Annotated in this window: 7 protein-coding genes and 1 other RNA gene; 3 read left to right on the top strand and 5 right to left on the bottom strand. The window is 68.0% G+C overall.

Annotated features, from left to right (window positions below; genetic code table 11):
- On the bottom strand, positions 1-951 hold a 951-nt coding region (locus G1C96_RS06000), incomplete at its 3' end, for a phosphatase PAP2 family protein (RefSeq protein ID WP_169275736.1).
- Between the two features lie 115 nt (positions 952-1066).
- Positions 1067-1161, bottom strand: an RNA gene (ffs, locus tag G1C96_RS05995) — signal recognition particle sRNA small type.
- A gap of 125 nt (positions 1162-1286) precedes the next feature.
- On the opposite strand from ffs, the gene glf reads away from it, so the two are divergent.
- Positions 1287-2447 carry a UDP-galactopyranose mutase gene (glf, locus tag G1C96_RS05990; RefSeq protein WP_169275735.1) on the top strand — a complete coding sequence of 387 codons (1161 nt, stop codon included), beginning with the start codon at positions 1287-1289 and terminating at the stop codon, positions 2445-2447.
- Positions 2448-3062: 615 nt separating this feature from the next.
- On the opposite strand, the gene G1C96_RS05985 is transcribed toward glf, so the two are convergent.
- On the bottom strand, positions 3063-4205 hold the full coding sequence (locus tag G1C96_RS05985) for an inositol-3-phosphate synthase (RefSeq protein ID WP_169275734.1): 1143 nt from the start codon (positions 4203-4205) through the stop codon (positions 3063-3065).
- A 276-nt stretch (positions 4206-4481) separates the two neighbouring features.
- On the opposite strand from G1C96_RS05985, the gene G1C96_RS05980 reads away from it, so the two are divergent.
- Positions 4482-6872, top strand: coding sequence for a transglycosylase domain-containing protein (locus G1C96_RS05980; RefSeq protein ID WP_169275733.1), 2391 nt, complete (start codon positions 4482-4484; stop codon positions 6870-6872).
- Between the two features lie 158 nt (positions 6873-7030).
- Here G1C96_RS05980 and leuA read toward each other — a convergent pair whose 3' ends face one another.
- A complete protein-coding gene (gene leuA / locus G1C96_RS05975) occupies positions 7031-8944 on the bottom strand; it encodes a 2-isopropylmalate synthase (RefSeq protein WP_169275732.1) in 1914 nt (637 codons plus the stop codon).
- A gap of 142 nt (positions 8945-9086) precedes the next feature.
- Between leuA and G1C96_RS05970 the strand changes: the two genes are divergently transcribed.
- Positions 9087-10532 (top strand): metallophosphoesterase family protein, encoded by a 1446-nt coding sequence (locus G1C96_RS05970; RefSeq protein ID WP_169275731.1) that lies wholly within the window; start codon positions 9087-9089, stop codon positions 10530-10532.
- Between the two features lie 148 nt (positions 10533-10680).
- Here the strand turns inward: G1C96_RS05970 and G1C96_RS05965 are convergent, their stop codons facing one another.
- The gene (locus G1C96_RS05965; protein ID WP_169275730.1) at positions 10681-13143 is read right to left on the bottom strand and encodes a PASTA domain-containing protein; all 2463 of its coding nucleotides are present in this window, start codon (positions 13141-13143) and stop codon (positions 10681-10683) included.
- Positions 13144-13686 lie beyond the last annotated feature (543 nt).

Here is a 13686-nt window from a genome sequence, read left to right as displayed (position 1 = left end):
GCTCAGCGGGCTCGCGGTGAGCTGGCGCATGGCGACCGTCGCGCCGAAGGCGAGCGCCGCCACGGAGGCGATCGCCACCATCGACACCGCGCACACCGAGGTCTGCGCCCATTCGGCACCCACCTCGAGACCCGGCACCAGCTGCCAGATCACGTAGACGGAGTACAGCAGCCCCATCACGGCGGCGGTGACGAGCACGCTGCACGTCACCTGCACGCCCGGGGACGCGGCGCGCGCGCCGGGACGGTCCATGCCCGAGGCGCGCGTGAACGCCAGCGCGACCAGCGCCAGACCCGCCGCCAGCAGATAGGCGACGACGATGTCCGAGGGACGGTGCCACCCCTGCGCCACGAGCAGCGCGGACACCAGCACCGACCATGCCCCCGCGAGCAGCCCCGTGACCGCGCGAGCGGCACGCGGCACCGCGCAGGTGAGCGCCAGCCCCGCCACGACCGTCAGCGCGGCGTGCCCGGACGGCGACGTGTTGCCCAGCGGCACCCCCGACTCGGTGACGGCCGTGCGCACCAGCACCTCGCGCGGCAGCACCTCCTTGAGGATCTTGGCCGCGGCGTACGCCACGACGGCATAGGCCGCGATCTGCCCGGCGAGCCACCAGCGGCGACGCGCCAGCGCCGTCGCGAGACCGGCCACCGCCATCGCCACGGCCACGGAGATCATCAGCCACGAGGATCCGAGCGGCAGGCCCAGCACCGTGGGCGCGCTCAGCCACGCGGGCATCACGGAGGCGAAGGAGCTCAGCGCCAGATCGTCGAACTGCTGGCCCATCATCGTGCGCACGGCGAGCCACCATGTCCCGGCAGCGAGCGCGAGGAACAGCGCGCCGAACAGGGCGCACAGCACGATCGAGGAGATGCGGGGACGGGAGACAAGCGGATCGGCGGCAGCGGCGTCGGAGGCGCCGGGCGCGGGCACGGGCGCTGGCGCGGGCATGGGCGCGGGCATGGGCGCGGGAGCCGAAGGCTGCGAAGGCGTTGCGGAAAGGGAATCGGTCATACGTACGAGAGTAACCCCAGCCGGCAACGCCGCCGGCACCCGTGCGCGGGTATGGAAAAACCTCCACGTACCCGCAAGAGGCCACTTACCCTTGCTGCATTCCTGCCCTGGGGGAGTTGGGTGACGTAACGCCACGTGGAGGCTGGGGACCAGTGTACACCATCCCCGGACGGCGGCGCCACGCCGGGCGGCTCCGGGACGCGGCCGACCGGTGCGTACCATGGAAGGCGCACTCGAACCCGATCATTGTCTTCTTAGGAAAGGAACCCCATATGGATGCGGACCTGGTCATCGTGGGCGCGGGCCTGTTCGGCCTGACCATCGCCCAGCAGGCGGTCGAGCACACCGGCGCGAAGGTGGAGATCATCGACGTGCGCCAGCACATCGGCGGCAACGCCTACAGCTACGTGGACGAGGAGACCGGCGCCGAGATCCACCAGTACGGCGCGCATCTGTTCCACACCTCCAACAGGCGCGTGTGGGACTACGTCAACCGCTTCACCGAGTTCACCGACTACGTGCACCGCGTCTACGCCACGCACGACGGCGAGGTGTACCCGCTGCCCATCAACCTCGGCACCATCAACCAGTTCTTCCACGCGCACTACACGCCGGCCGAGGCCGCGAAGCTCATCGCCGAGCAGGCGGGCGAGCTCGCCGGCACGGATCCGGCCAACCTCAACGACAAGGGCATCAGCCTCATCGGCCGCCCGCTGTACGAGGCGTTCATCAAGAACTACACCGCCAAGCAGTGGCAGACCGACCCGGCCGAGCTGCCCGCCGGCATCATCAACCGCCTGCCGGTGCGCCTCAACTACGACAACCGCTACTTCAAGGACACGTGGGAGGGCCTGCCCAAGGACGGCTACACCACGTGGATGGAGCGCATGATCGACGATCCGCGCATCCACGTGACGCTCGGCGTGGACTTCTTCGACGAGTCCCAGCCGCTCAACAAGAAGGCGCTCGTGGGCAAGGTGCCGGTGGTGTACACCGGCCCGGTGGACCGCTACTTCGACTACGAGCTGGGCGACCTCAAGTGGCGCACCGTGGACTTCAAGGAGGTCCGCTACGACGAGGGCGACCACTTCGGATGCCCGGTCATGAACTTCTCGGATTCCGACGTGCCGTACACCCGCGCCATCGAGTTCAAGAACTTCAACCCCGAGCGCCGCGACCGGCAGAACCCGGACAGGACCGTGGTGTGGGAGGAGTACTCCCGCTTCGCCCAGCGCGGCGACGAGCCGTACTACCCGGTCAACACCGCCGAGGACAAGGCGCTGTACGCCAAGTACGAGGAGAAGGCCGCCGCCGAGCCGAAGGTCGTGTTCGGCGGGCGTCTGGGCACGTACAAGTACTACGACATGCACAACGTCATCGACACGGCGCTGACCGCCTACGAGGAGCAGGTGGCCCCGCTGCTGGCCAGGTGACGCAGCGCTGACCATCGACTGCCGTGCGGCCGAACACCATACGGCAACCGTGCCGCCGGCGGCATGACGGCCGTGAGGCGCGACACCGCGTCTTACGGCGGCCGAACCGCTCGAAACAGACCGCCACGCGAATCGTGTTCTCGATTCGTGTGGCGGTTTTGCTATGCCATGGCCCATACGATCCGCGTCATATCGCCGAAATTCCGCCATTGCCATCCGGCTTCCCCGCTGGAAACCACCACACGAATCGAAGATACGACGGCGGAGCCAGATACGCGCCGCACCGATCAGGCCCCGGTCCGCACGGATTGAGCGGATCCAGTCCCGAACACGCAAACTGAGCGGATCCGGTCCCGGCCGTGCCAATTGAGCAGATTCAGTCCCGGAATCACATGGATTGAGCGGATCCAGTTTTCAGGAGACCAAAAACACCTTCTCCCGAACTCAATCCGCACCATCTACGTCATCTGCGCACTCGATCCGCTCAATCCGCACACGCCGACGCGCGCAGACCGGGCAGGCCCGAACCGCGGCCAAACCATACGGCAAACGAAACCGCCGCACGAATCATGATTCCGATTCGTGCGGCGGTTTCGTCACGCCATGGGATGCGGATCAGGCGTGCCAGACGTCCTTGCCGGCGGCCTTGGCGGCGGCCACGTCGGCGTCGAGCTGCGCCTCGGTGCCCTCGGACTCGCCGGTGATGAACTTCTCCACGAGCTCCTTGGCCTCGTTGTCCTCGTGCTGCACGGCCGGGGACTTCATGAAGTAGGCGGAGGCGGAGAGCACCGGACCGCCCAGGCCGCGGTCCTTGGCGATCTTGCAGGCGCGCAGGGCGTCGATCACCACGCCGGCGGAGTTCGGGGAGTCCCACACCTCGAGCTTGTACTCGAGGTTCAGCGGCACGTCGCCGAACGTGGTGCCCTCGAGGCGCACGAACGCGAACTTGCGGTCGTTGAGCCATGCCACGTAGTCGGACGGGCCGATGTGCACGTTCTTCGGGTCCATGTCGTGCGGCACCACGGAGGTGACGGCGCGGGTCTTGGAGATCTTCTTGGATTCGAGGCGGGAGCGCTCGAGCATGTTCATGAAGTCCATGTCGCCGCCCACGTTGAGCTGGTAGGTGCGGTCCAGACGCACGCCGCGGTCCTCGAACAGGCGGGCCATGACGCGGTGGGTGATGGTGGCGCCCACCTGGCTCTTGATGTCGTCGCCGACGATCGGCAGCTTCGCGTCGCGGAACTTCTGCGCCCACTCCGGGTCGGAGGCGATGAACACGGGCAGGCAGTTGACGAAGCCGCAGCCGGCGTCGAGCGCGGCCTGCGCGTACGCCTTGTCAGCCTGCTCGGAGCCGACCGGCAGGTAGGAGATGAGGATGTCGACCTTCTTCTCCTTCAGCACGGCGGCCACGTCCACGGGCTCGGCGTCGGACTCGGTGATCATCTCGCGGTAGTACTTGCCCAGACCGTCGCCGGTGGGGCCGCGCAGCACCTCGACGCCCAGGTTCGGCACGTCGCAGAACTTGTAGGTGTTGTTCTGGGAGGCGAAGATGGCCTCGGACAGATCGGTGCCCACCTTGGCGGCGTCGACGTCGAACGCGGTGACGAACTCGATGTCGCGGATGCGGTAGCCGCCGAAGTTGGTGTGCATGATGCCGGGGATCTTGGCGTCATCGTCGACGTCCTTGTAGTATTCGACGCCCTGCACGAGGGACGAGGCACAGTTTCCCACACCGGCAATGGCAACGCGGATGCTCATACAGACACTCCTTGGTAGGTATACGCCCGCCGGCACGCGCCCGCGGACATATATAACGGTGAATCCGATGGCTCAGTCTACCGTCTTTCCCTGCGGATGGGCGAGCGCCGCCCGTGCAAATGCCGAGAAAACGGGGCCGATTGCGACATCGGTCAACAGGGTGTCCAATTATCCGTTCCGTGCCCGGACGCCGCACCGCGGCCGCGCGAATCGTACGGAACCTATGGACGTTTGCCCCGACGCGCCCGCTTTGTTCAGCCCCCGTCGCTACCGTGGATGCACATGACCACGAAGAGCTACACCTCCCGTTCCTCCAATGCCGCGACGCGCCGCAGGACCTCCGGCACGCGCAACCGCGGCGGGCGGCACGGCGCCGCGGCGCATCGCAGGCCGCCCCGCAAGGGCGCCGGACGCAGGCGCCACACGGTGCTCAAGTGCGTGCTCGGCTTCATGGCAGCGGTGCTCGTCGCCGGCATCGGCGCGTTCGCCTACCTGTACGTGAGCACCGAGATCCCCGAGCCGGAGAAGTTCGCCATGGCGCAGAAGACGCGCGTCTACTACGCGGACGGCACCACCGAGATCGGATCGTACGCCTCGCAGAACCGCGAGATCATCGACTGCGCGGTGCTGCCCGACTATGTGGGCAAGGCCATCGTCGCCTCCGAGAACCGCACGTTCTACACCGACCGCGGCATCGACCTCAAGGGCATCGCGCGCGCGCTGGTGAACAACGTGACCAAGGGCACACGCCAGGGCGGATCGACCATCACGCAGCAGTACGCCGAGCGCTATTACATGGGCGAGACCACCACGTACCTCGGCAAGCTGCGCGAGGCGATCATGGCCACGAAGATCGCGCAGACGGAAAGCAAGGACACCGTGCTGTGCAACTACATGAACACGATCTACCTGGGCCGCGGCGCGTACGGCATCCAGGCGGCGGCCAAGGCGTACTTCAACAAGGACGCCAAGGACCTGACGCTGTCCGAGGCGGCCATGCTCGCCGGCATCATCCCCGCCCCCAGCACGTGGGACCCCGCCAAGAACCCCGACCGCGCCACGCAGCGCTTCGAGCGCGTCATCGAGATCATGAGCGAGGACGGCTACATCACCGCCGACCAGAAGGCGTCCGCCGCCATGCCCACGACCGTCGAATACAACCAGGAGAACGTGTACGCCGGCACGAACGGCTACCTGCTGCGCATGGTGCGCGACGAGCTCACGTCCTCCGGCGCGTTCACCGAGGACGATCTGGACACCGGCGGGTACAGGATCGTCACCACCATCCAGAAGGACAAGCAGGATCTGCTGTACCAGTCCGCCAGCCCCACGGCCAACTCGATGCCCGACGGCGTGCAGGCCGGCGCGATGAGCGCGAACCCGAAGGACGGCTCGATCATCGCGATCTACGCGGGCGAGGACTACCTGACGCACCAGCTCAACAACGCCACGCAGGCCACGTACGAGGTGGGCTCCACGATGAAGCCGTTCGCGCTGCTCACCGCCATCCAGCAGGGCACGAGCCTGGACACGGTGTTCAACGGCAACTCGCCGCGCGAGTTCACCGGCCTGGGCGCCTCGATGAGCAACTCCGGCAACGTGAGCTACGGCTACATCGACCTGTACCAGGCCACGGCCAACTCGGTGAACACCGTGTACATGGATCTGGCGTCGCATCTGGGGCAGAACTTCGGTGCCTCGGAGATCGCGGCCACGGCCAAGACGGCGGGCGTGAGCGGCACCATCACCACCGACGGCTCGGGCGCGGCGTACACCGTGCTCGGCAACGACGGCCTGAGCGTGAAGGACATGACGCAGGCGTACGCCACGTTCGCGAACGGCGGCGCGAAGCCGACGCTGCACATGGTGGCGCAGGTGATCGACACCGACGGCGCGGACCTGTACAAGGCGCCCACCTCCACGCAGCAGGTGTTCGACGCGAACGACGTGGCGCTGCTGGACAAGGCGCTCACCGGCGTGGTGGAGTCCGGCACCGGCAAGACGCTGAGCTCGATCGGCAAGACCATGGCCGGCAAGTCCGGCACGGCCAACGACAACAAGGCCGTGAGCTTCATCGCGTTCACGCCGTCCATGGTGACCACCGTGGCGCTGTGGAATCCGGGCAGCGACGGCTCCGCGCAGACGCTGCCGCGCATCAACGGCTACGCGTACGGCATGGGATACCCGGTCACGCTGGTCAAGAAGTACATGAGCCAGGCGCTCAAGGGCGCGGCCGACGAGAAGTTCCCGGACGCCAAGGACAACGGCACCGTGGGCGGCTCCGACGGCACGTGGGGCACCGGCAAAAAGGCGTCCTCCTCCGCGTCCGCCTCCCCCGCGCCCACCGACGGCGCGAGCGACGGCACGGCGACGGACGGCGCGGGCGAGCCTTCGGCGAACGCCTCCACGTCCGCGCCGGCGCCCACCGCCTCCCCCACGGCGAACGGCGGGCACACGTCCGGCTCGGGCGGCGGCTCCGGAGCGGGTTCGGGGTCCGGGTCGGGCTCCGGTTCCGGCAGCGGCGGCACTGGCGGCGGCGAGTCGACGTCCAAGCCGAACGACGGCGGCGGCTCCGGCGGCAGCGGCTCGGGCTCGGGATCCGAGACGAAGCCGAACGACGCGCCAACCGGGGACAACGCGACCGCGCCAGCGGCGGACGCGCAGTAGCGCAGTAGCACCGCGCAGTAGTACCGCGGCTGCCGCGCGGCGGTCATCGCAGGGCGACGAACGCCCCGAAACGCACTGAGGCTCCCCCGAAGGGGAGCCTCAGTCATATGCGCACCGGACTAGCTACGCTCGGCGCCTCACCGCCCGGCGCCTCACGCTCAGCGCTCGGACCGGTTGATGGCGGAGATGATCGCCTTGAGCGAGCTCGTGATGATCGAGGAGTCGATGCCCACGCCCCAGATGATCTGCGTCTCCGGGTCGTCGCCGATCTGGCACTCCACGTAGGAGGCGGCCATGGCGTCCGTGCCCACGGACATGGTGTGCTCCACGTAGTCCATCACCGAGGCGTTGATGCCCAGGTTGGAGACCGCGTTGAGGAACGCGGCGATCGGGCCGTTGCCGATGCCGGACAGCTCGCGCACCTGCGGCTCGCCGGCGCGGGCCGGGTCGGCGCCGCGGTCGAGCATCCGCACCTTGATGACGGTGTCGGAGCCGTCCTCGCCGGAGCTCACGGACACCTTGAGCAGCTTGAGGCGGCCCCACTGCTCCAGGCTCTCGTCGCGCACGTCGCCCACCACGGCGCCGGCGGCGGTGACGCCGGACTCCTCCACGGGCAGGTACTCGTCCTTGAAGAGGCGCCAGATGTCCTCGTCCTTGACTTCCTTCTTGGTCTCGTCCGCGTACTTCTGCACGATCTTGTCGAACTCGATCTGCAGGCGCTTGGGCAGGTCGAGGTTGTGGTTGGTCTTGAGCAGGTACGCCATGCCGCCCTTGCCGGACTGCGAGTTGACGCGGATGATCGCCTCGTAGGTGCGGCCGATGTCCTTCGGATCGATCGGCAGGTACGGCACCAGCCACACGAAGTTGTCCAGATCGGCGCCGGCGCGGTCGGCGGCCACCTGACGGGCCTCGAGGCCCTTCTTGATGGCGTCCTGATGCGAGCCGGAGAACGCGGTGAACACGAAGTTGCCGGCGTACGGGTGGCGCTCGGAGATCTTGATCTGGTTGCAGTACTCCACGGTCCTGCGGATCTCCGGCACGTTGGAGTAGTCGATCTGCGGGTCGATGCCCTGCGTGAGCATGTTCAGGCCCAGCGTGACGAGGTCCACGTTGCCGGTACGCTCGCCGTTGCCGAGCAGGCAGCCCTCGATGCGGTCGGCGCCGGCCAGGATGCCCAGCTCGGTGGCGGCCACGCCCATGCCCTCGTCGTTGTGCGGGTGGAGCGAGAGCACCACGGAGTCGCGGTCCTGCAGATGCGTGGAGACGTACTCCACCTCGTCGGCGAACACGTTCGGCGTGGTCATCTCCACCGTGGCGGGCAGGTTGATGATCATCGGGCGCTCGGGCGTGGGCTTGATCACGTCGATCACCGCGTTGCACACCTCCACGGCGTACTCCGGCTCGGTGCCGGTGAACGACTCCGGCGAGTACTCGTAGTACAGGTCGATGCCCTTGGCGTCGGATTCGAGACGCTTGCACAGCTTGGCGGCGTCGGTGGCGAGCTGCTTGATCTCGTCCTTGCTCTTGCGGAACACCACCTCGCGCTGCAGCACGGACACGGAGTTGTAGAAGTGCACGATCGCGCGCTTGGCGCCGCGCAGCGCCTCGTACGTGCGGTGGATGAGGTGCTCGCGGCACTGGGTGAGCACCACGATGGTCACGTCGTCGGGGATGAGCTCACGCTCGATGAGCATGCGGATGAAGTCGAAGTCGGTCTCCGAGGCGGACGGGAATCCCACCTCGATCTCCTTGAAGCCCATGGAGACGAGCAGGTTCCAGAAGCGCAGCTTGCGCTCGGAGTCCATGGGGTTGACGAGCGCCTGGTTGCCGTCGCGCAGATCGACGGAGCACCAGCGCGGCGCGCGCTGCAGCCGCTTGCCCGGCCACGTGCGCTCGGGGTAGTCGAAGGGGATCTGCTCGCTGTAGGACGCGTACTTGTTGTACGGCATGCGGCTGGGCTTCTGCGGGGAGCCGATGAATCGCGCCGGCGGCAGCAGCGGGTCGTTGTTCCCTCCATTGGACGCTGCGGCGACGGCCGCAAGATCAAACACGGACGATTGATCCTGACCCATATCTTCCTCCTTTGCTTGGTATCGGCATATGCATGCGTTACATTCTCGTAACAGTCTTCCATCGTACCGAGGGCGCATCCCAACGCCGCGCCCGTGCCACATAGCGATATCCGCGGGAATCCGCGTCGGATACAGTGGAGCCATGGCGACGACTTTGCGTTTCAGACACGACGGCACGTTCCGCGTGCTGCAGATGGCGGACGTGCAGGACGGTCCCGAGGTGGACCCGGACACGGTCCGTCTCCTCGAGGCGGCGATCCGCGAGGCGGACCCGGATCTGGTGGTGTTCACCGGCGACCAGATCCGCGGCTACGACCCGGCGTGGATGCGCACGTTCCTGCGCCGCCGGGGCGAGCGGCGGGGCGACCGGGTGCGCGTGGTGACGCGGTTCGAGGCGTGGTGGCGCGGACGGTTCGGCGGCGCGGACGACGGCGGTGAGGAGGCCGACGCGGACGCCGACGCCGCTCCGCTGGACGACGCGCGCGCCAAGGTGCGCTCGTGCATGGCGGGATTCCTGGGGCCGGTGACGCGCGCCGGGGTGCCCTTCGCCGCCACCTACGGCAACCACGACTTCCAGTGCGGCGTCCTGGCCGGCGAGCAGGACGCCATGTACCGCGAGTTCCCCGGATGCCTCAACCCCGCGTCCGGCGGCGCGGACGCGGTCGAGCCCGGCACCTTCGCGCTGCCGATCGAGGCCTCGGACGGATCGGGGCGCGTGGCGATGAGCGTGATGATGGTGAACTCCGGCGACTACGCCGACGATCCGGACGCCGCGGGGGCCGCGGAAACGGCCGGGACATCGGGAACGGACGCGGTCTCCGCGCTCGCGCACTCCCGCGCCCTGTATTCACGGCACTCCCGCGCGCTCGACCTGGCCGACTCCGACGGCTACGGCACCCCGTCGCCCGAAGCGCTGGCGTGGCTGGCGGACGTGCAGCGCACGCTCGGCGCGCGCAACGGCGACGGCCGCCCGGTGCCGTCGATCGTCTTCCAGCACATCCCGCCGCAGGAGTTCTACCGGTGCCTGAAGGAGGTGCCGGCGTACACGCCCAACGCGGTGGAGGGCGTGCGCGCGTTCGCCGGACGCTGCTACGTGCTGGACCGCGAGGCGTGTCGCCCGGGCTCGGTGCTGGGCGAGTCGATCGGCTGCCCGGACGTCAACTGCGGCGAGGTGGAGACGCTGCGCGAGGCCGGCGGCTACTTCGCGCTGTTCTGCGGGCACGACCACAAGAACGCGTTCGTGGGGCGCGTGGACGGGATCGATCTGGGGTACGCGCCCACGTGCGGGTTCGCGTCGTACGGGCCGGCCTCGCGCATGCGCGGCGTGCGCCTGTTCGAGTTCCACGAGTCCGACCCGTCCGCCTACGTGACGCGCATGCTCACCTACGGCGCGCTGGTGGGGCGGTTCTCCGGCAACGAGCTGCGCGTGTTCATGGGCGACCATCTGGCCACCGACCTGCCGGGGCTGCGCACGCAGCTGCGCCGGCCGCGCGTGTTCGTCGCGACGGCGCTGACGGGCACGGCGCTCGCCGCGGCGTTCGCGCGTGCCGCCGGGGCCTTCGCACGGGCGTTCCGTCGCCGACGCTGACGCCGCCGGCGACGGCATCTACGCCCCCAATGCGACGCGGTCCGGGCGTCCCTTGTCGCGCCTCCCTTGAAATCAGCTTGGTTCCAAAGAAAACAGGGAGTGCGTGACGGGGGATTCCCGGACCGCGTCGCGGAGTAGGTCCGTGGCTCTACTGCTGCAGGTAGAGCACGTTGCTGTCCAGCGGAGGCACGTTCATGTGGTAGTCGACGATCTTGAGGAACGGCTTGGAGGTGTCCGGCTTGCTCTGGCCGGACGCCGAGGGATCACTGAACGACGATCCGCCGATCTCCCCCACCTTGTCCATGTCCGCCCCGGCGCGCACGTAGATGGCGTGGAACGGCTTGTTGATCTCCGCCTCGGAGTAGAACGTGCTGCCGTTGTAGCAGGCGTCGACGCCCTTGTTGCCGCCGCAGCGGTAGTCGGTGAGCGGGCCGGCGAGCTCGAGGCCCGTGTCGGAGTCCGGCGGGAACCACGAGTCGCCGCTCTGGTTGCCGGGCACGTGCAGCTTCACGGACGTGGGGTTGTCCGGGCTCATGTAGGCGTAGCCCTGGCTGCCGGAGGACGTGGCGTTGCCGGACTTGTCGATGGTGATGCACACCGAGCCGTCCTTCATGCAGTACTTGCCGGCGATGCCGGAGAAGTCGCCGGACTTGGCGGCGGAGCTCACGTCGGAGAAGCTCATGGCCTTGCTGGTCGAGGGCGAGGCGGACGCGCTCGGCGAAGCCGACGTCGAACCGGACGCGGAGGCGCTCGGCGAGGCGGAGGCGCCGCCCACGGTCGCGTCGGGCAGCTTGTCCCAGTCGGGCTCGGCGCCCACGAGGTAGTAGGCGGTCTCGTCCGACGGGGCGGGCTTCATGCCCACCATCGTGTTGGCGGTGTTCGTGGTCATGTTCGCCGGGATGAACGGGTTCGGCGACGAGGCGTCGGTGTACGGCGCCGTGGTGGTGTCGTAGAGCTTCGGATCGCGGTACAGCAGGTACGGGCGGTCCGAGTCCACGGCCTTCTGGCCCTTGGCCGCGTCCAGCGCGGACTGGTCGAAGTAGCCCTTCGACTCCAGCGCGCCGATGTCCGTGCCGGTGGGCACCACGAGGAAGAAGTCCTGCATGCGGTATTCGGCGGTGCCGGAGCAGGTGCCGGAGTCCTGCATGGTGCCGTTGCAGGAGAAGTTGTACACGCTCTCGGACGGCATCAGCTCGAAGGCGCCCACGTTCTGCTTGAGCAGGAAGGCGTCGTTCTCGCAGTAGGGGTCGGACATGCCGGCCGGGCACGAGGTCATCGTGCCGTAGCTGTACTTCGTGCCGTCGCGTCCCTGATCGTAGGTGATGCCGCCCATGTAGCCGAGGCCGTCGTAGGTCTCGCCGTCGCCGTCTAGGGTGATGCAGTCGCCGGCGTTCGTGCACCACGTGCCGGCGGCGAGGTCCGAGTTGCCGATGAGCATCTTGTGTCCGACCTCGGGGGAATCGTACGAGTAGGCGTCCTGCACGCCCTTCGCGTCCACGCCGTAGTACAGGGTGACGGACATGCCGTCGATCGTGGAACCGGGTTCCGGCTTGGAACCGGTCACCTTGCCGATGCTGTCCTTGGACGCCAGACGCGGCACGACGGTCACGTCGTAGCCCTTGGATTCCAGATCGGACTTGGCCGAGTCCTTGTCCTGGCCGATGATGTCCCAGCCGACGCCGTCGCCCTTCACGGCCACGCCCACGGCGATGCCCTTGTCCTTATCCTTGTCGGACACGGGCTGTCCGGCGGCCGGGTACGTGACGACCACGGAGCCCTCGGGGGTCTTCGAGGTGTCGTTGACGATGATCTGCTTGTACTTCACCGGCACGTTCATGCCGTCGATGGTGGACTTCACGTCCGCGGCCTGCTTGCCGATCACGTCGTCGGGCACGCCGGGGCCGGCGGACTCCTGCACGGTGACGGTCTGGCCCTTGCTTACGCGGTCGCCGGGCTTCAGGCCGTCGTAGCCGACGAACGCGCCCTTGGGCTGTCCGGAGAACATGGTCTTCTTCTGCGCGGTCACGCCCTTGGCCTTGAGCTGGTCGACGACGATGTCCGCGGTGAGCTGCTGGCCGGCCTCCACCTTGACGTCCGACGCCTGCGGCAGCACCACGCCGCCCCACAGGCCCTGCCGCCACGTGAGGTACGCGCCGGCGCCGCCCGCGGCGATCACCAGCACGACGGCGAGGATGGCGGCGATCAGCTTGCCGTGGCGCTTGCGCGGCTTGGCGGGCTTGGCAGGCTCTGCGGGCGCGGCCTGCTCGGGCGACGCCGCGGGCTGCACCGGCTGCGGCGCGGACGGTGCGGGCTGGGGATGGACCGGAGCCGGCTGGGCGGGCGCAGGAGCCGCCGGCTGAGGCTGAGCCGGGGCGGGAGCGGGCTGCACGGGCGCGGGCTGAGCCGGGGCAGGAACAGGCTGCGGCGGCTGCGCAGGCTGCGCGGGTTGCGGCGCGGCCTCGGGCGTCGGCACCGGCGCAGGAGCCGCAGGCGCGACAGGCGCGGCGGGACCGGCGGTCGCGGCCGGCTCCTCCACGTCGAACGGATGGCCGCAGTTCATGCAGAACCGCGTGCCGGGCTCGTTCTTGGTACCGCATTGCGTACAGAACATCGGATCCCTTTCCTCGGGCGTCATCTCTCGCCGTCCATCGTAGTCTCCGCACGTATCGCCGCACGAGAGTCGCCCGAAACGTGCCGCCGCAGACGTCGCCACCTCCTAACATGGCCGTTCATCGCAACGTTGCGACGACCGACCGTCGAGGCACCGCCTAGCATCCCCCAAAATGGCCATCCATCACAACGTTGCGACAAGTGACCATCCAAGGGTTATCCGCCGATCCCTGAAATGGCCATTCATCGCAACATTGCGACGATCAGCCACCGAAGTACCATCCGTAGATTCCCAAGACGGCCAATCGTCACAACGTTGCGATCACTGGCCAACACGGCAACGCATGCACCCCGTCACAACGACTCCCCATCGCAACGTTGCGACGATCGACCATCGAGACACTGTCCGCCGGCCCCTACAATGGCCGTTCGTCGCAACGTTGCGGCCATCGACCGACGAAGCGCTGCTCACAGACCCCCAAAAATGGCTTCCCATCACAACGTTGCGATGTACGGACGGCGCGGGGATCGGCACATGGGAGGA

The organism is Bifidobacterium moraviense (assembly GCF_012932365.1).
In the GTDB taxonomy this organism is placed as follows: Bacteria; Actinomycetota; Actinomycetes; order Actinomycetales; family Bifidobacteriaceae; genus Bifidobacterium; species Bifidobacterium moraviense.
The sequence above is the reverse complement of the archived record's forward strand: the minus strand, read 5'-3'. Positions and strand labels throughout refer to the sequence as shown.